Source organism: Dictyobacter formicarum, from assembly GCF_016587435.1.
Window position 1 is genome coordinate 68,985 of the sequence record NZ_BNJJ01000021.1, and the last position, 17,937, is coordinate 86,921.

Consider the following 17,937-nt stretch of genomic DNA (forward strand, 5'->3'; position numbering starts at 1 on the left):
AAGAGTAGTATCAACCTCTACGCAAATTCGATTGCTAGCTCACAATGGAGTGTGTACAAAGTTTTGTGTAAATGATACGCAATACGTGATACGTAAGACGTAAAGTATAATAGGATGATGAAGATGGAAGAGGGAGAAAAACATATGACCATTCGACGTGAACTCATTGATGAACTGCTCAAAGAATGCAGCGACCCGAAACAGTTGCTGACTGAAGGTGGATTTCTCAAACAACTCACCGGCTCGTTGATCGAACGCTGTTTGGAAGCGGAGATGGAAGAGCATCTGGGCTATCCCAAGCATGGCAAGCGCAACGAAGAGCACACCAACGTCCGCAATGGACGCAGCCGCAAGACCCTCAAAGGGTCACAAGGAGAGGTGACCGTTGACATTCCACGGGATCGTGATGCCAGCTTTGAGCCCGTCCTGATCCCCAAGCATCAAACGCGCCTGGAAGGCTTCGAGGAGAAAATCCTGGCCCTTTACGCTCGTGGCATGACCACCCGCGATATTCAGGCCCAAGTGCATGAGCTCTATGGCGTGGACATTTCACCGACCTTCATTTCTAACGTCACTGAAGCGGTGCTCGATGAAGTACACCAGTGGCAGAATCGGCCACTGGAGAGTGTGTATCCCATTCTCTACGTCGATTGTTTGGTGGTCAAGGTACGCGAAAATCAGCGCATCATTAACCGAGCGCTCTACCTGGCTCTGGGCGTGGATGTGGAAGGGCAAAAAGAATTGCTTGGCATGTGGCTGGGTCATCATGAGGGCGCCAAGTTCTGGTTATCGGTGTTCACTGAACTGCATAATCGCGGGCTCAAGGACATCTTTATTGCTTGTGTCGATGGGCTCACAGGGCTTCCTGAAGCGATTGAGACGCTCTATCCGCAGACACGGGTGCAGTTGTGCATGGTCCACATGGTACGCCATTCGCTCAAATATGTGTCGTACAAACATCGCAAAGCCGTCGCCGCCGATTTAAAGCTCGTCTATTCGGCTGCCACAGAGAGTGAGGCCCTGGTCTACCTGGACCTGTTCGCGGAAAAATGGGATCAGCAGTATGGCAGTATCAGCAAGCTGTGGAGAGCCAACTGGAGCCATGTGATGCCGCTGTTCGCCTTTCCCGAAGATATTCGCAAGGTCATCTACACGACCAATGCGATTGAGTCGGTGAATATGTCCTTACGCAAAGTCACGCGCAATCATCGCATTTTTCCCTCTGATGAGGCAGTCTACAAAGTGGTGTACCTGGCCATGCACAACATTGCTAAGAAGTGGACCATGCCCATTCGGAATTGGGTTCCAGCACTCAACTGTTTTGCCATTGAATTTGGGGATCGATTTCCTCAATAAACGAAATTACATACACAAAATACTTGACAGACTCATTAAATATTATAGAGCGAATACTTGGGCCATTACATTTTACTACTATTACTGTACTTAATAACTTAGCAATAATATATCAAGGTCAGGGAAAAGAAAAAGAGGCAGAACAACTGTTCCTGCATGTGCTTAACCATAGTGACAACATCCAAGAAACCGGATCTCCTAGCACAGCTATTACGCTTCATAACTTAGCACAATTGTATAGACAACAAGGAAATTACAACAAAGCAGAACAAACGCTACTGCATTCCTTGAGCATATTAGAGGCGCCAAACACTACGTATGATTCTCCAGAAGCGATTGATCTACTCATTGCAGGAACACTAGACGCATTAGCGGCTATCTATCAATTGCAGAATAAGGCGATTGACGAAGTTGAACCGCTCTACAAGCGCTCACTGCATATCAAAGAACAATTGTTGGGTCCTGAACATCCTGATGTTGCTATCACATTGCATGACTGGGCGATGTTACTTTCAGATTCTGAGCCAAGGCTTGAAGAAGGGAAGAAGTTATTTGAGCGCGCAATACACCTTTCAAGGCTAGGCTTTGGGCCGAATTCGTTCAAAGCTATTCAATACGAGGAGGATTACTATGATATTTTTCCAGCAGAAGATTAAATAACGAAAGAACAATAACCCAAGGTCCCTATTGGTATGTTTCACTTTTGTTGGCGCCAAATAATGAGTTAAATAGGGGACCCTTGCACGTCGCATTGCAGATGTTGGTTAACAAGAGCGTCACTCCACTCCTAATAAGAGCCTTTGTAACCGCGGATCCACTCGTCCGCAAAATGGGACCGCCATATTATATAACAGCCCCATTTAAAGATAGGGTAGGTCAAAACATCTCTCAAGAGGACAGGTATTTTAAGAAAAATCTCTAATGAAAGCGAGGCACTGATGAGAGAAGTAATTGATAGAGATTATCGCGTACCTCAATAGGTAGGAGTTCTTGCTGGGTAAGCTCCGCTAAAAAGGGTGTCTCGTCTTCTTCCATCTCCCTTTTTGGTAAGTGCCAATAGACTGCAATACAGCGTTTTGCCTTTTCTTGTGAAAGCAGGAAAGCTATCGCTTTGATGGCGCTCGCTTTGTCTTCATAACTAGAAAAGGGAACTGCTAATAAGATGGCCTGGGTACGCTGTTTGCATTCCTCAGTAACGTTGGGGTCCAGTTGAAGGAGTCGAAGCTCTTGAATAAGCTGCCGCTTTTCTTCCTCTGTAATGAACGTTTACTCCCATGTACTACCAGCAATGCATCAAGAAGCGGTAGATAAAATGGATAATCTTTTTAATCGCTAAATCTTTTTAAAACCAGAGGAGTAATCTTTTAGATTGCTTCTTCTGGCTCTTTCATACTTATACTAACCAATGCAACATATGTTACACTTACACAAATGAAAACCAGACATATAAATATATTGACTTTCATTTGTATTAAATTTATTATTATCAAATATCACTATGCAACCTTTCATTAACGCAAAATTATATTGATAACTTAAGCGTTTTGGAGAAGAAGTCAATGGATTACCAATATGAAAATCTTGGACCGGAAAGATTTCAACACTTCTGTCAAGCACTTATAGCAAGAGAACATCCTCATACTCAATGTTTCCCTGTTGGACAGCCCGATGGTGGAAGAGACGCTATTGCTTATATTTCAAACGAAAAAAATTCGAAAAGTTTTATAATCTTTCAAATCAAATTTGTAAGAAAACCTCAGGCAGAAGCAGATATTCATAAATGGCTAGTTAAAATAATGGAAGAGGAAGCATTGAAAATCGAAAAGTATATTCCTCTTGGAGCTGCTAAATACTATCTACTTACAAACATTCAAGGTACAGCACACCCTGATTCAGGATCAATAGACAAATTAGATCAAACATTTAGCAATTTGATAAAAATACCATTTCAATGTTGGTGGCGTGACGATTTAAGCCGCCGCCTAGATGAAGCATGGAACTTAAAATGGTCCTATCCAGAATTAATGACAGGATTGGATATGCTTCGTTACATCTTTGAAAATGGGTTATCAGAACATAAAGAACAGCGTCTTGATGCAATCAAGTCATTTCTGCAACAACAATATGATCATGATCAAGAAGTCCGATTTAAACAAATTGAATTACATAACAAGCTGCTTGACCTATTTATTGACGTTCCTGCGAGCTTTAGCCATGGAAGAGAAGAACGCAAGTATCATGCGATTTTACGTCAAATTGAATTAAGGCAACAGCACGCCATTTCTTCTATAGAAGAAGTTCACAGGAGTTCATTAGCAATAAATGATTCAGAGCTCTCACTATTAAACGCGGATAGCCCAAGGTCGGTAGGTGCCGCGACTCTCATGCTACATCAAATGATTCAAGAAAAGATTCCTCAAATTGTCCTAGAAGGTGCACCTGGTCAAGGGAAATCCACAATAACACAATATATATGCCAAGTTCACCGTATGCATCTCCTCCAAAAGACTTCTGATCTCGCATCCCTGCCAAATGCACATAAGAATTCCCCTGTACGTATTCCTTTCAGGGTTGATTTAAGGGATCTTGCCACATGGTTAAATAAACAAGATCCATTTGCTTCTGATGAAAGTGTTCCTGAAAACTGGCAAAAATCGCTTGAAAGTTTCCTGGCATTCCAGGTAAAAACTTTTTCCGGCGGATTTGATTTTACTGTATCAGACTTACATTCTATAGCAAAATTGAGCGCATTATTACTTGTCTTAGATGGATTTGACGAAGTAGCAGAAATTAATAAAAGACAAGAAATTGTCGATGTTGTAAAAACGGGTGTAAACCGCCTTAGAACAAGTTGCATTTCTTTACAAGTACTAATAACAAGTCGGCCGACAGCTTTTGCTAATTCTCCTGGTTTTCCCGAAAGTTCATATCCCCATTTTGAACTACGCTCGATAACCCCATCTTTAATTACAGAGTATGCAAACAAATGGATTACGGCAAGAAGATTAAGCTCACGAGACAGTTTTGATGTAAAAAAAATATTAAAAGAAAAATTAAATCAACCACATCTACGCGAACTTGCGAGAAATCCTATGCAACTGGCTATCTTATTAAGTCTTATTCACGCACGTGGTTCCTCTTTACCAGACAAGAGGACAGCCCTTTACGATAGCTATGTAGAGCTTTTTTTTAATAGAGAATCTGATAAAAGTTCTGTAGTTCGAGATTACAGAGATCTTCTAATTGACATTCACAGATATTTAGCATGGCTTCTTCATTCAGAAGCAGAGCAAGGGAAAGACAGAGGAAGCATCAGCAGTGATAGGTTGCAACAAATTCTAAATGAATATTTGATTGCTGAAGGACACGATTCATCATTAACAGAACAATTATTTACGGGCATGGTCGAAAGGGTTGTTGCACTAGTATCCCGTGTACAAGGAACCTATGAGTTTGAAGTTCAGCCACTAAGAGAATATTTTGCTGCACGCTTTTTATACGAAACAGCACCATATTCACCGCCAGGACATGAACGTAAAGGCACTAAACCTGATCGTTTCGATGCCATTGCAAGAAACTTTTATTGGTTAAATGTTGCTAGATTTTACGCAGGATGTTTCAGCAAAGGAGAATTACCGTCTTTAGTTGATTCTTTAGAAAATCTTATAGAAGCAGATGGATACCGCAATATAAGTCATCCTCGACTTTTAGCTGCAATGCTACTATCCGATTGGGTTTTTACGCAAAACCAAAAATCCATGAGGAATGTGATAAAGCTTATTATTGATGGACTCGGCTTAAGATCTATAATGATAACAAGTAAACGCTCTTATAATCCCGAAGATGTATTAACATTACCTAAAAATTGTGGTCGGGATGAATTAGTTGAACACTGCTTCGACATTCTAAAAACGTTACCAGCCCAAGATTTTGCAAACGAGCTAATATCTCTTATTCAAGCTAATATAGAAACAGATAATTTAACACCCAAATGGATAGAAAACACATCAAATACACAAGGGGATAAACGAACTCAATGGTTTAAATATGGACTTCGTTTGGGCATACTACAACGAGTAGCTCAAGCTGATTTGGGAATGCTGCTATCTGATGATCCTAATAATATAGATAGGTTAGATGTATTATTAAAAACTAGACATTGGGTTTTCTGCCAGAAATCGGCATCTCGCTGTAGTATAATAATACAAAGTATATTTGATGGTTATATCGAATCATTACCACAAATGGGTGAGTCAATTATTAGCTCATTTGGAACGACGATTCATCCTACTCTTTACCGCTATATATTTGTAGCTTCTGAACGCGATAGTATAAATATGCTAAGTCGCCAGTTTTCTCCGCATAATAGCAGAAAAAAATTGTCCGAACGATCAGAACTAAATAACGTATTAGAAAAATGCAACAGAACAATAGAATTTTTCGGCAAATTTGATAATATCAATCTCAAACAGTGGAAAACCAGTTTAGAACCTTGGATTGAAATAACAGAACATTTACGTGAGCTTTGGGGAGAACAATGGGCAATATTTCATATTGCATGTATGGCAAATAAAGTAAATGCGCCCAAAGAAGAATACCAACAATTTTCTGATTTGCTAGACCACACTAAACCACTATGCCTGAGAGCATACTACGCCAAATCGAAAAGGAGATCCTCCGATTGGTGGAAAAAACAGTTTACAACAGCAACAACTGCTAATGATAAAATGTTTGTCTGCCTACTATTCCTCACTTGGGCCACTTCTAATATTGTTGCTGAACTAGCAACTATGATTGACAATTTACTTTGTAGTCTTAATGAGCATCAATGGACAGTACTAGCAGACGCTATAGAAGGCTATTTCTTATTTTTCAACAAACCATCTTTTGCATTAAATCTTGAAACATTAAATACAGACATGTCCTATCGGCTCAAAGTGGCAATAGGATTTCGTTTAGATGTAAGTGCAGCAGAGAATCTTTATATTAAACATTTAACCAATTATTCGGGAGACGACCCTACTATATTAGAGTTTTGTCAAGATATAATACTAAATCTTGCAAAAAAAGATGTCTCCTATTGGCAGCAAGCCCTCATAATTATTGAAAAAAACTACGCGAAAGGTTTTGTATTTGAACACATAATATTCGAACGTAGTCTAGAACGAGAGAATAATCCTTTACCTCTAAATGTAGCTAAAAAGATTACAGACACGCCAGAAAAATACCCAAGAAATTTAGTCATGATAGCAGAAGCAAAGTACAGAGAACTCGTTGCATCTAACATTATCCCAGTAGGGCAAATCGCAAAACAAGAATTTTGGTTAGATCAAGCATAGAGAATGCTCTAAGCTAGGTATAAAAGACACTTCAAAAGGGAAGATAGCTGCCAAATTGGCTGCCAAATGAATCATCATGTGCGGTGAACCAGCTTGATAAGCTGGTTCATAAGAGGGGGAATATGTACCCCATTATAGCATGTTGATATGGTAGGGCGGAAGGTAACCGGGTCCAGACGAGCTCAAAACTCGCCACGATTCGTCTGTTGAGGTCAGCTGAAATCTGTCTGAATCGGTGCGATTGGATGTCAAATTGGCCGCCAGAATTTTCGACTTTTCCAGGTATGTAAAACTACTTCTCCAGGCCATTCATAAAATCTAAGTGTCATTATCGAGCGTTGCTATTCAACAAACTTTTCCCTGATTGCTCGTGCTCTTGCCTTCAGTAGCTGCGCTTCGTCTTCTCTTTGCATCTCCATCAGCAGTTCAGCCAATCTAGCATATTACACAGAACGCAAGTCGATTTGGTGTCTTTCTTTACACACAGTCTCTAATGACGTCATTGCGTAACAGCGAAGGAGAAATGAGCCAGAGAAGCTGGTTGAGAACCAATCAACTTCTCTCATTCTCGATGTTCGTACCATATAATATGGGTTATATGGTACAAGCGGAGAATTCTCCGTTTGAACGGAAAACTCTCCTTGACAGCGGGTATACGCTAAGGGAGTACTACTGGCTTTTGCTGTTGAAGAACGTCTCTGTCAAGTTCTCAAGGGAGAAGCAGAAATCGAGAGAAGAAGGCAAGCCATTATGTCGAAAATCGCATCCTATCTGTTGATCTGGTCTGCGCAACAAGATGCTTATATGCTCTACGAACGGTGCAACAATGATCATGCCCTGCTGCAAGGAGACGAACCGGCCTGGTTTCGCTGGCTTGCTTCCCATACCTCCTTTTCCTTTCAGGGGCGACACGGACACCTGAATCTCCACAAAGAAACGCGTCCGCGAGGAAGCAAGGGGTACTGGTATGCCTATCGACGCCAGGGGAAACGCATCATCAAAAAATACGTTGGGCGCAGCGCTCAACTGACCACAGCCTGTCTGGAAACAACGGCTCAAGCCCTTGCTTCTCCTCCATCAGCCTTGCCTTCACACCAGGAGAAGCAGGATGCCACTTCTTCCGATGTGCCTTTGCTGCTCGCCAAGTTCCAGCCCCCGCGCCTGCCGGCCTCGCTGGTCAAACGCGAACGACTGTTGACGCTGCTCGACGGCGCGTATTCGCACCCTCTGACCCTGCTCGTGGCCCCGGCCGGTTTTGGCAAAACGACACTGGCCGGTCAATGGATCAGCAGTCGCAGCGCGCATGAACAGATGCCGCCGGTCTCCTGGATCTCCCTGGAGAAAGGCGATAATGACCCGGTGCGCTTCTGGCGCTACGTCATCACTGCCTGTCAGAACTTTCATGCTCGCGAGGACCATATGGTCCTCGCTCAACTCTCTGGCGGGTTACATCTTTCTTTTGAGCAACATTTCCAGGAAAGAGTGCTCACCCCCTTTCTGAATGCTCTGGCCATGTATGCCTGCCGTGGTCTGCTCGTGCTGGAAGATTATCACGTCATCACGGAGCCATCTATTCACGAGACGCTGGCCTTTTTCCTTGATCACCTGCCCGCCTCGCTACATGTCATCATGCTTTCTCGCAGCGAACCTCCGCTCCCGTTGGCACGCTGGCGCGCTGGCGGAGCATTACAGGAGATACAGGCAGGCGATTTGCGTTTCGTTCCCGCAGAAACAGCCGAGTTTTTACAGCAAACGCTGGCGTTTTCCCTCACTGAGGAGACTCTCCAGAGGCTGGATGCTCAACTGGAGGGGTGGGCAGCTGGTCTGCGCCTTTTCACGCTCACACTCCAGGGACATGCGACACAACCAGATGTTGAACAGTCCCATTTGCTTCTGGCCCGTAACCATCGACCCATTCTGGATTACTTCACGAACGAAGTGATCTCCGCACAGAAGGAACCATTCCAACACTTTCTGCTACAGACCAGCGTGCTGAGCCGTCTGAGCGGTTCACTTTGTGAGGCGATAACTGGAAGACAGGATAGCAGCCTGCTCCTGGAACAAGTGGAGCGGGCAGGCCTTTTCTTGCAACCGCTGAACGAACCGGGACAGTGGTATCGTTATCACGAGCTGTTCATGGAAGCCCTGCGGCATGAAGCGCGGCATCGCCTGGGAGAAGAAGTCTTGCACACTCTGTCGCTGCGGGCCTGCCGCTGGTATGAAGCCCATGATATGCTTGACGAGGCCATCGAAACGGCGCTCGCCATTCGCGAGTATGCATACGCCGCTTCTCTTCTTGAGCGGTACGCTGGCCTCCAACTATTCGAGAGATGGCACTACGCACTCCATCGCTGGCTGGCCCAACTGCCCGAAGAGATTCTCAGGACACATCCAATGCTCTGCTTCCTGTATGCAATGGCACACCTCTTCGTCAAAGACCGCTATGCGCCAGAAACACGAGTGTTCCTTGAGGAGTTGCTGCAAAAGGCTGAGCAGAGCTGGTGCACCGCGGAAGATCGACCAAAACTCGGAGCGGTCTTCACTGTACGTTCTCTGGCCGCCTACTGGCAGGATAATTACGCGGAGTCGTTTGCCGCTGCCCGCCAGGCCCTCGCATTGTTACCTGAACACGAGATCAGATTGCGTAGTATGAGCCTGGCGAATGCCGGCATGGAGGAACTGTTTGCCGGACGTTTCAACTCGGCCAGACAGGTCATGGCGGAAACGTGTTCGCTCAGTGCGAACACAGACAACATCTACCTCATGCTCGCTGCTATCCTGGCTCTGGGGAACCTGTGCTCCGAGCAGGGTGCGTTACGGCAGGCTGAGCACTACTATCGTCAGGCTTTGGTAGAGACGGAGGGTCAGGACAACACGCTTGATGATCATGGTTTCTCCTTGCTTGGCCTGGCCCGTCTTGACTATGAGCGGAACAATATAACGAGCGCCAGGCAGAAGGCATCGCGAGCACTGACCATTGGTAGGCGGCTTAAAAACCTGTCTCTCCAGACCGGGTCGGCCCTCGCCCTGGCACGTATACTACTTGCTCAGGGCGAAGGAGAACAAGCCCAGCAATTACTTCAGGAACTGGCGGCTCAGATACACAGACCCAGACTGCTGCGTGAACTACTGCTGGGTCAGGCTCAGCTCGCGCTCGCTCGCGGGTTCCTGGCAACAGCGCAGTGCTGGATTCCTATCAGTATGCCTGAAGGAACGCTCATCCCTTTTGCACAGCGCGAACAGGAGATGTTATTCAAAGCGCATCTGCTCCTCGCGCAAGGAGCGTGTCACAAAGCATTAGCTTTGCTCGATAGCTGGCAGCGCGAAGAGTTCTCCAGGGGCGAACTGGAGCAACTTGTGCTGTCAGCTCTGGCACATGCTCAGCTCTCATCGTCAGAGCAAGCAGAGATGATACAGGCTAACGGCCCCGATTACCACTGGTTACAGGCCAGGCAGTTACTCCTGAAAGCATTAGAACTGGCACAGCCCGAAGCTTTTCAGCGCCTCTTTCTGGACGAAGGGGAAAAAATGGCCTCCTTGCTACGTGCTGTGCTTCCTGCAATTAACGATGTCGCGCTGCACACCTATACCCGTAGCCTCGTGCTCGCCTTCTCCGGACCTGGCACGATAGCCGGCAGTTCTGCACCTCCCTCGCGTCTTCTGAGCGTACAGGAACAGCATGTTCTTCATTTGATGGCAGATGGCCGGTCTAACCAGGAGATGGCTCGCGAACTGGTTGTCACCGTCAATACGATCAAGACACAGATCAGAAGCATCTATCGCAAACTGCACGTCAATAACCGTGTCTCCGCCATCGATGCCGCTCGCCGTCTGGGCCTTTTATAAGCTGCTCCCTTTGCTGGGCAAAGGGGAAACAGGCATCCTCCCTCACGTCACTTACTCCGGTTGCCATTTCTGAATTCACCCCCATAATCGCCTCATTGGGTGATGGCACAGTCCCTTGTTGCCTCGTAAACTGCTTGTGTTAGGGAAAAGTCAAATGCACCTGTGCCATGCTTTTCCGCACTATATGTCTTTGTTCTTTTCAATCTACTCGAGAAAGGTTCTATCTATGCGTTCAACATTGACACATTCTGATGCAGGCGATGTGCAGCACCGGCAACGACGTCCCATACGCCGCTGGGCGGCCTGGAGCTACTTTGGCTTCGGTATGTTGTTCATCCTCTGCATCATCATTCAGGTATTCTTCGCGGGAGTCGGAATACTGGTCTCAGGTTCATGGATGATTGCTCACGCGGCGCTAGGGAGCAATCTCGTTTTGCTGCCTATCGTGCTGCTGGCACTCAGCTTTGCCGCTCGTTTGCCAGGCGCTCTCAAATGGCTAACTCTGCTGCTGTTCGTCCTCGTCGCGTTACAGCCAGTCCTGATCTACGTACGCGCATCCGCCATAGCGATCCTCGCGGGCTTGCACACGGTGAACGCTCTGGCGATTTTCACTCTGTCTCTCTTTGTGAACAGGCACATCTGGCGCCTGCTGCACACCTGATTTTATGGAAGGCTATGCGTGCGACAATGACGCTTTATCCATGATCATCTATCAATCAATCAAGGAGATACAACAATGTCGAAAAAGTTTCTGGTAACGCTCTTATTAGTGAGTACCTTGATCGTGCTATTGAGCACCCTGGCTATCGCATTATCGTCCTGTGGGGAGAGTAGCGGTCCTCAAACTGGCAATCCCCCCACCGGCAAAAATGTGGTCCATATGGGCAACAATGATTTTCTTCAATCTAGTATCACTATCCGCAAAGGCGAGAGTATCACGCTGGTCGCTGACACCGCTCCACCTCATGTCATCACTAATGGGAGTTGGGAAGGTAGCACGCCTAAAGCGAGTAAAGAGTCAGGCGCGCCTACGGTGAACGATGTCAATGTAAACGGGAACAGTTCGCAGGCTATCGGTCCTTTCACTACAGCCGGAACGTTCCACCTCTACTGTACTGTTCATCCTGGAATGAATCTCACCGTCATTGCTCAATAAACGCCATGAGTACGTCGTTCTGACTGTTCGCAGAACTCCTTACGCATGGCGGCAACAAAGCTGGTGCTTCTAGCCGCACGCAGCCGCCATGCAAGAAAGCTGCGCGGTTCGCGAACGTTTGACGAAGACGGCAGATCAGTGCTGCAGCTCTCAGTTTGCCGTCTCCTCTAATACTACTTTGTTAGTTTCTTCTGGGGCGGAAGGACTCGACCTGCTAGGTGTGCAGCAGCCAAAGGACAAGATCCTGGAACAGCCAGAGCAGCACCTGGCGATGCACGCCAGCCAGCCCTCCGGTCCGGTTTGCACCCGACTGTGACTGGTCGCGTGCCGGGGTGAGCCGGTTGCCCAATGCACATCGAAAACTGCGCTAAGCTCGGCCCTCGTGGAGTTCGCTTATGGCTTTGGTGATTCGTCGAAGCCGTGTCTCGGTGGTCTTGGCTCCTTCGATCGAGAGGACAATCCGCTGCTTGTTACTGGAGGACAGCCCGTCAAAGAATCGTTTGGCATCCGCATCGCACTCAAGCGCTTCCAGGAGATCAGGCGGCACGTCCACCTCGCGAGGCTCTTTGTCGGGTTCGATCTCGACCTCCACCTCATCGCCGGCCTCGACACCGCTCCTGGTGCGATGTTCAGCGCTGATGGGAAGCCGGAACTCACCTGCCATGGGCGCCACCGTACTGCGATAGGTGTGACCGTTGATCGTGACACAGACTGGTGGGCGCTTGCCCGAGTTGAGGGACTCAACGACCTCGAGCGGAACGACGATACCTGTAGCAGTCTTGCCGTGAAGCTCTATTTTCGCACGAAATTTCATCATATGCTCCTGTCTTTGGACAACTTTCCACAATCACGACCGCCGGTCCCTGACCAATCCGATCATAAGCGATGGTGGTCCTATCTTTTGAAGTTACCTGTGGCATAAAAGGTGTTTCTCTCCTCTTCCATTGAATGATTCTCTACGAACTTTCTTTTGGGAGTGAGTGCATATCCACAGAGCCAGCTTCTCTCCTGGCTCTGTGACTGCTTCTCTCACTGCTTGACTGGCTGATAGTTTAGACGAACGATCCCCGTCTTGTAGGCTTTGGAATCCAGCAGGTGCAGTTGCCCTTCCATCCCCACTTGAAAGAGACGCTTCCCTTTCAAAAGGACCAGGGGAGCAACCGTCAAGATGTACTCATCGATGAGGTGATGTTGGGTGAGTAGTTGAACCAGCTCAGCGCTTCCGTTGATCAACATGACCCGACCGGGCTGCGCTTTCAGCCTCGCCACTTCTTCCACAATGTTGCCTGGAATGAGGCGGGAGTTGTTCCAGGCCAGTTCCGAGAGGGTGGTGGAAACCACATACTTGGGGACGCCGTTAAAGATATCAGCCATGGCGCCCGAGCGCTCCGGCCAGGCTGCAGCCATTTCCTGGTAGGTTTTGCGTCCGAAAAGCATTGCGTCGGTCTCCTGAAGCACGCTCATGACATACTCCCCGATTTCCTGGTCCATGTAAGGAAACACCCAGTGATCGGGGGCTTCCATGACCCCATCCAGGGACACAATCTCGGACACGCGTAATTTCATGCTCTCTTCTCCTTTGCTCATGGTGATTCCTTCCCCTGCATCTTGTCTGTGGGAAGGCGCTCTGCTTCTGACGGGCCTGCGGCAAGAAGCAAGGCTAGCCCTCCTGTGGACTGGTTTCGCTGCGTTCGAGCGAGAGCAGGGTTAAGCTCAAGTGATCGATCTTGGTGAGGACTCCATACAAGGCAGCCTGATCGGCAAGGGTTCCAGAAAGCCGGGAGGTGCCTCCCTCCTCATGCACAATCTCTAATCTTTCAAGCCACTCCTGCCACGAGGGATCGAGATGCCCTTGAATACGGATCAAAACCTGCATGCGTCACCTGCCTCTCCTACGGTGATGGACTCTCCCGAAGATCGTTTAAGAAGAGTATAGCTTTCGGATGGAGAAGAAACATCACCGGTGTTCGTGACCGGGCGGGTGATTTTGTGAAAGGTCTTTGGGCCTCTCTGGGTAATTCCAGTTACCCACATGGTGCGGATGTCCTAGTCCCTCATCGATTAGAGGAGATGCAGTTGCTGCGTTCGTGCAATGGCCTCGGCGCGCCGGCTCACTCCCAGCTTGCGATAAATACTGCTGACCTGGGTCTTAATCGTGTTGGGAGAAACAATCAGCGCTTCTGCCATCTCGGCATAGGTGCTCCCTTCCACCAGCAGGCGCAGTACCTGGTGCTCCTGTCGAGAGAGCGGTTCGGTGAGTCCTCGTTGCAGGGTGTTCTGTGGTGGATGTGGCAGGGCCTTCGTTGCGGGAGGGGGAATTTCACTTCTGCGCGCACGTCGGCTTTCTTCCTTCTCAAAGGTTGCCAGCAAGCGCAATACATATGATGGAGAGACAGCGGTGGGAGAGCTATCACTCTCTGGTGATGCCTCCAACAGCCTCTTGAGCGCCTGTTTCATAAGCAAGCTGGCATCCAGATAGACACGGATGTAGCCCTCCGGCTCGGTCATGGCGAGCAGGCGAGCCGCAGCCGTTCGTGCCTGCGCAACCCTGCCTGCATGAAAGAGAGCCACTACGTACAGCGCCATCCATTCGAGCGTTTTCTCAATATCTGCTGGCTGATCCTGGCACCAGTTGAAGCGCTCAAGCGTCTCGACTGCCTGGGCCGGCTTGTGCTGTGCGAGAGCGACCCGTGCCAGCAGCAGCACCTCCCATTTGCGCAAGGGGTCCCAGTTTCCTGTGGAGAGAGTCGTCTGTGAGGCCCAGGTGCTGGCCTCAGCCAGATTGCCCTGGGCCAGCCACACCCGCACGCGGATCTCTTCCATCCAGCGCACATTGTTGGCAAACTCCTCCCGCTCAAAAAGCGCCTCCGCCCGTTGCAACGCCTCTTGTGCCGTCCTCAGATCCCCTCGTGCGAGAGCCAGCCGCGCTATCGAGCGTTCCCCGATCATCAGCAGCTCCACCTGTTGCCAGTCCTGCGCGATACGCAGCAAACGGTGCAACACATCTGATGCTTCTTCCAGTCGATTCCAGGCGTAGGAGACATTGAACAAGGCGAAAAGCAGATAGCCTGCTACTGGCGTCCCTCCGCTGATCTGCTCAAGCAGGGTGAGGGCAGCGAGGCATTCCCGGTGGGCCTGGTGCACCTGTCCGGCTTCAAAATACGCTGTGGCCAGCCAGGTCATCACGCGGAACGTCACCAGGGAGTCTCCGGCCTCACTGATCCACTGCCGGGCCTCACAGAGCCTTTCCACTAGCAATGCACTTGATTGCTGGAGCGACAACGCCAGCCAGAAAGCGAAGGAGAGCGGGATCAACTTCCAGCTCACCTCGTCATCAGGGGGCAGCACTTCTAGCTCATGCGTCAGAAGACGCAGACGCTCCGTATCGCCACGTCCCATAACGGCTCTGACCTCGATCAAGGCATGCAGCAGGCACAGGCGCCGCTCGATCATGGCCATCTCTGCCTCTGAAAGCGAATGGACTTCCTGGCCGTGCAGAATCGCTTCCATCCGCCTGATGGTTCGCTGCACCTGGGCGGCCATGCTGGCATGGGCCGTTTCGGTGCTGATATGGACGGAGTTGAGGAAGCGCAAGGCAGCATTAAGGGCCAGGCGTGTATGGGCGCCCAGAACCGGATCAGGCAAAGCGAGGACCCAGTCCTGGATAGCTCTGGCTTGCCCATTGAGCCAGAAGTGAGGAGCCGCCTGCTCTAGCAAAGAGGCGGCCAGGGGATAGTCAGGTGCCGCCAGCGCGTGGATAATGGCCTCTCGCCACTCACCCTGCTTCTCGTACCAGCGTGCTGCTCGTCTGTGCAAGAGCGGCACCAGTTCTGGCTGAGAAGCGAGCAACTGCGTGTGCAGCGCCTCGCGAAACAGATCATGATAGCGGTACCACTGCCGCTCGGAGTCCAGCGGGATCACAAAGAGGTTGGCCTGCTCCGCCTCCTCCAGCATGTGCTGGCTCTCCTTTTGCGAAGGCCCTGCGGTAATAGCCTGACACAAAGCAGCATTCATCCTGGACAGCAGCGAGGTTTGGAGCAAAAAGGACTGAAGTGGAGCGGGCAAGCCTGCCAGGATGTCCTGCTGCACATAATCCAGCAGGTAGCGGTGGCTGCCAGCAAAGTCCGAGACCCATCTGGAGAGGTCCTGCTGCTTACGCAGGGAGAGCGCTGCCAGGTGCAGCCCGGTGATCCAGCCCTCGGTACGGGAGTGCAGAGTGATGACGTCTTCCTCCGAGAGAGGCAAGCCCATCTGTTGCAAAAGAAAAGTCGTTGATTCTTCCTGCGTAAAGCGCAACTCACTGGAGCGGATTTCAAGCAACTGGCCGCGCGCACGCAACCGAGAGAGAGGGAGGAGTGGGTCCGTGCGCGTGGCGAGGACCAGATGGAAGTTGGCAGGCAGGTGATCAAGGGCGAAGTGCAGCCCATCATGAATGGCCTGTTCAGAGATGAGGTGGAAGTCATCCAGGATCAGGATCACTTCCCAGTCAAGCTGCGCGATCTCGTTGAGCAGGACCACCAGGATGGTTGAGAGTGGGAGAGCCTCTCGCGCGTGCAGCAGGGCAAGCGCTTCTCCTCCAAGCGCAGGTAGACAATGCTGCAGAGACACAATGCATGATATCCAAAAGCGGATGGGATCATTGTCCAGTGGATCCAGAGAGAGCCAGGCAACAGCCCGTTGAGCCTGGAGGGCTTTCGCTCCGCTTGTCTGTAGCCTTGAGGCAGCTACCCATACCGAGAGCAGGGTGGTTTTCCCACTGCCAGCAGAGGCAGAAACGAGGGTCAGGGGATGAGTGCAGACAGCATCCAGGTCGCGGAGCAGACGTGTGCGCTCCACGAGCCAGAGCGGTAAACGAGGAGGAGCAAGCTTGGAGGTCAGGAGCGGGATTGAGAGCCTGGACGAGGGGGTCGCGAGATCGCGAGCAAGAGGTGGGAAGGACGACACATTCGTGAGTAATCTAGCCTGTTCCTCTAAACGGGCAAAAGTCACGCAGGCTGACGGTCCGAGATACCCCTTACGGAGGCGTCGATCCTGCCTGCGATAGGCATACCAGTAGCTTCTGCCGCTTCCCCTATCTTCCTTTCTGACCGAGAGCCGTCCCACTCGTCCGACAAAGGCAAAAGCAGTGTGGTCGCCCAACCAGCGAGTGAATGCTGGCTGGTCTTCTGGAAGAAAACATTGCTCGGGTTGGCCGTGGCTATACAGTTGATAGTGTTGGTACTCGTGCAACCAGATGAGCGCATGGACTAATGGTCTAGGCATCGTTTCCTTCCGACGTCGTTGGGTATTTCGCCTCCCATCCCCAACACGAGAGGAGTATACCACACATGTGCTGAACAGCGAAAGAGCAGGGGAGCTGGCCCAGTTGGACAACATGCTCTCAGATGAGCAGTGGCGTACGATCCATACACTGGCCTGTGAGCAGGGAATGGATTTTCGCGCTCCTGGACGCCATCAATCACGTGACCACCACTGCGGTCATGCTTGCTCTCCGCGCTGACGAGATCGACAACACGGATTGGCCCAGACCCCCACTGCTGGAAGGAAAAGAGAGGAAGGACAGTTCGGGCTGACCACGAGAAAAAACACCTGAAATGTTTTTTCAGGTGTTTTTTCTGTTCAATACGGTACGCAGCTCTACTTTGATGATATTCCAAGCAACTGCTTTGCACGATCTGCATGCTTATGCGCATCCTGCTTTACTTCGCCGAAAAATGAGGATATTTCTGATTTTCCTTCCTGGTCGGCATCTAGCATATAGGCTTCACATGTCTGCTCTGCTTGCAATTCATGATAGAGCGTGCTGATGAGATCGAACAATGTATTGCTGGTACTAGTTGATTGTGTTTCTTGCATAAAGCTCAACCCTTTCTAACCAATCGTTGTCGAGGTAACATTTCGTGAGATATCTTTCCTCACTCCAAGAATCACGATGGAAATGTTTCTTTGTTGACACCTTTTTCTCTACCAATGTTTTTTCTGTTACTCACCCCATAAATCCCAACATGAACACCCTAACTTTTAAGTCAATCTACAGGGGATATACATATGGAAAAGAAGCCATTTGCCTGGTATGGAGGCAAGGCTGCGCTTACCCCATTGCTTGTGTCGCTTTTGCCCGGGCATCAAGTATACTGCGAGGTGTTTGGCGGCTCGGGGGCGCTCCTATTCGGGAAGCCGCTTAGCCGGATTGAGATCTTCAATGATATTGATATTAGATATTGACCTCTACGGTTCCTC

At 49.3% G+C, this 17,937-nt stretch carries 14 protein-coding genes; 9 read left to right on the forward strand and 5 right to left on the reverse strand.

The genetic code is table 11. The features are described from left to right. Positions 1 to 144 precede the first annotated feature (144 nt). The 7 genes from JMI88_RS29720 (at position 145) to JMI88_RS29750 (ending at position 12,013) form a co-directional block, all read left to right on the forward strand. Positions 145 to 1,356, forward strand: a complete 1,212-nt coding sequence (locus JMI88_RS29720; protein ID WP_201365611.1) for an IS256 family transposase — start codon at positions 145 to 147, stop codon at positions 1,354 to 1,356. A gap of 23 nt (positions 1,357 to 1,379) precedes the next feature. Further along, on the forward strand, positions 1,380 to 2,012 hold the full coding sequence (locus tag JMI88_RS29725; RefSeq protein ID WP_201365613.1) for a tetratricopeptide repeat protein: 633 nt from the start codon (positions 1,380 to 1,382) through the stop codon (positions 2,010 to 2,012). A 903-nt stretch (positions 2,013 to 2,915) separates the two neighbouring features. Further along, on the forward strand, positions 2,916 to 6,695 hold the full coding sequence (locus JMI88_RS29730) for an NACHT domain-containing protein (protein ID WP_201365615.1): 3,780 nt from the start codon (positions 2,916 to 2,918) through the stop codon (positions 6,693 to 6,695). 750 nt (positions 6,696 to 7,445) lie between these two features. Beyond that, positions 7,446 to 10,541, forward strand: coding sequence for a winged helix-turn-helix domain-containing protein (locus tag JMI88_RS29735; RefSeq protein ID WP_201365616.1), 3,096 nt, complete (start codon positions 7,446 to 7,448; stop codon positions 10,539 to 10,541). A gap of 226 nt (positions 10,542 to 10,767) precedes the next feature. Then, on the forward strand, positions 10,768 to 11,202 hold the full coding sequence (locus JMI88_RS29740; RefSeq protein WP_201365618.1) for a DUF6220 domain-containing protein: 435 nt from the start codon (positions 10,768 to 10,770) through the stop codon (positions 11,200 to 11,202). Positions 11,203 to 11,277: 75 nt separating this feature from the next. Further along, a complete protein-coding gene (locus JMI88_RS29745) occupies positions 11,278 to 11,697 on the forward strand; it encodes a cupredoxin domain-containing protein (protein WP_201365620.1) in 420 nt (139 codons plus the stop codon). A gap of 88 nt (positions 11,698 to 11,785) precedes the next feature. Further along, positions 11,786 to 12,013 (forward strand): hypothetical protein, encoded by a 228-nt coding sequence (locus JMI88_RS29750; RefSeq protein ID WP_201365622.1) that lies wholly within the window; start codon positions 11,786 to 11,788, stop codon positions 12,011 to 12,013. Between the two features lie 51 nt (positions 12,014 to 12,064). On the opposite strand, the gene JMI88_RS29755 is transcribed toward JMI88_RS29750, so the two are convergent. The 4 genes from JMI88_RS29755 to JMI88_RS29770 all read right to left on the reverse strand — a co-directional run bounded on the left by JMI88_RS29755 (position 12,065) and on the right by JMI88_RS29770 (position 16,959). After that, a complete protein-coding gene (locus JMI88_RS29755) occupies positions 12,065 to 12,511 on the reverse strand; it encodes a YdeI/OmpD-associated family protein (protein WP_373323988.1) in 447 nt (148 codons plus the stop codon). A gap of 215 nt (positions 12,512 to 12,726) precedes the next feature. After that, entirely contained in the window at positions 12,727 to 13,263 is a 537-nt protein-coding gene (locus JMI88_RS29760) for a dihydrofolate reductase family protein (protein WP_201365626.1), read from the reverse strand. A gap of 94 nt (positions 13,264 to 13,357) precedes the next feature. After that, positions 13,358 to 13,573: a DUF8691 family protein gene (locus tag JMI88_RS29765; protein ID WP_201365628.1), complete on the reverse strand. Its 216-nt coding sequence runs from the start codon at positions 13,571 to 13,573 to the stop codon at positions 13,358 to 13,360. Positions 13,574 to 13,758: 185 nt separating this feature from the next. Then, positions 13,759 to 16,959, reverse strand: coding sequence for a winged helix-turn-helix domain-containing protein (locus tag JMI88_RS29770; protein WP_201365630.1), 3,201 nt, complete (start codon positions 16,957 to 16,959; stop codon positions 13,759 to 13,761). Between the two features lie 67 nt (positions 16,960 to 17,026). Here JMI88_RS29770 and JMI88_RS29775 point away from each other — a divergent pair, with 67 nt between their 5' ends. Continuing rightward, complete coding sequence (locus JMI88_RS29775; RefSeq protein ID WP_201365632.1) at positions 17,027 to 17,197, forward strand: hypothetical protein; 171 nt, start codon at positions 17,027 to 17,029, stop codon at positions 17,195 to 17,197. A 137-nt stretch (positions 17,198 to 17,334) separates the two neighbouring features. Here JMI88_RS29775 and JMI88_RS29780 read toward each other — a convergent pair whose 3' ends face one another. Then, positions 17,335 to 17,553, reverse strand: coding sequence for a hypothetical protein (locus tag JMI88_RS29780; RefSeq protein WP_201365634.1), 219 nt, complete (start codon positions 17,551 to 17,553; stop codon positions 17,335 to 17,337). A 192-nt stretch (positions 17,554 to 17,745) separates the two neighbouring features. On the opposite strand from JMI88_RS29780, the gene JMI88_RS29785 reads away from it, so the two are divergent. Next, on the forward strand, positions 17,746 to 17,922 hold the full coding sequence (locus JMI88_RS29785; RefSeq protein WP_201365636.1) for a DNA adenine methylase: 177 nt from the start codon (positions 17,746 to 17,748) through the stop codon (positions 17,920 to 17,922). The last annotated feature ends 15 nt before the right edge of the window (positions 17,923 to 17,937 follow it).

Bases quoted from the DNA above. Each gene is read 5' to 3' on its own strand.
- JMI88_RS29720 (WP_201365611.1), top strand. From the start codon at position 145: ATGACCATTCGACGTGAACTCATTGATGAACTGCTCAAAGAATGCAGC.
- JMI88_RS29730 (WP_201365615.1), top strand. From the start codon at position 2,916: ATGGATTACCAATATGAAAATCTTGGACCGGAAAGATTTCAACACTTC.
- JMI88_RS29735 (WP_201365616.1), top strand. From the start codon at position 7,446: ATGTCGAAAATCGCATCCTATCTGTTGATCTGGTCTGCGCAACAAGAT.
- JMI88_RS29740 (WP_201365618.1), top strand. From the start codon at position 10,768: ATGCGTTCAACATTGACACATTCTGATGCAGGCGATGTGCAGCACCGG.
- JMI88_RS29745 (WP_201365620.1), top strand. From the start codon at position 11,278: ATGTCGAAAAAGTTTCTGGTAACGCTCTTATTAGTGAGTACCTTGATC.
- JMI88_RS29750 (WP_201365622.1), top strand. From the start codon at position 11,786: ATGCAAGAAAGCTGCGCGGTTCGCGAACGTTTGACGAAGACGGCAGAT.
- JMI88_RS29755 (WP_373323988.1), bottom strand. From the start codon at position 12,511: ATGAAATTTCGTGCGAAAATAGAGCTTCACGGCAAGACTGCTACAGGT.
- JMI88_RS29760 (WP_201365626.1), bottom strand. From the start codon at position 13,263: ATGAAATTACGCGTGTCCGAGATTGTGTCCCTGGATGGGGTCATGGAA.
- JMI88_RS29765 (WP_201365628.1), bottom strand. From the start codon at position 13,573: ATGCAGGTTTTGATCCGTATTCAAGGGCATCTCGATCCCTCGTGGCAG.
- JMI88_RS29770 (WP_201365630.1), bottom strand. From the start codon at position 16,959: ATGCCTAGACCATTAGTCCATGCGCTCATCTGGTTGCACGAGTACCAA.
- JMI88_RS29780 (WP_201365634.1), bottom strand. From the start codon at position 17,553: ATGCAAGAAACACAATCAACTAGTACCAGCAATACATTGTTCGATCTC.
- JMI88_RS29785 (WP_201365636.1), top strand. From the start codon at position 17,746: ATGGAAAAGAAGCCATTTGCCTGGTATGGAGGCAAGGCTGCGCTTACC.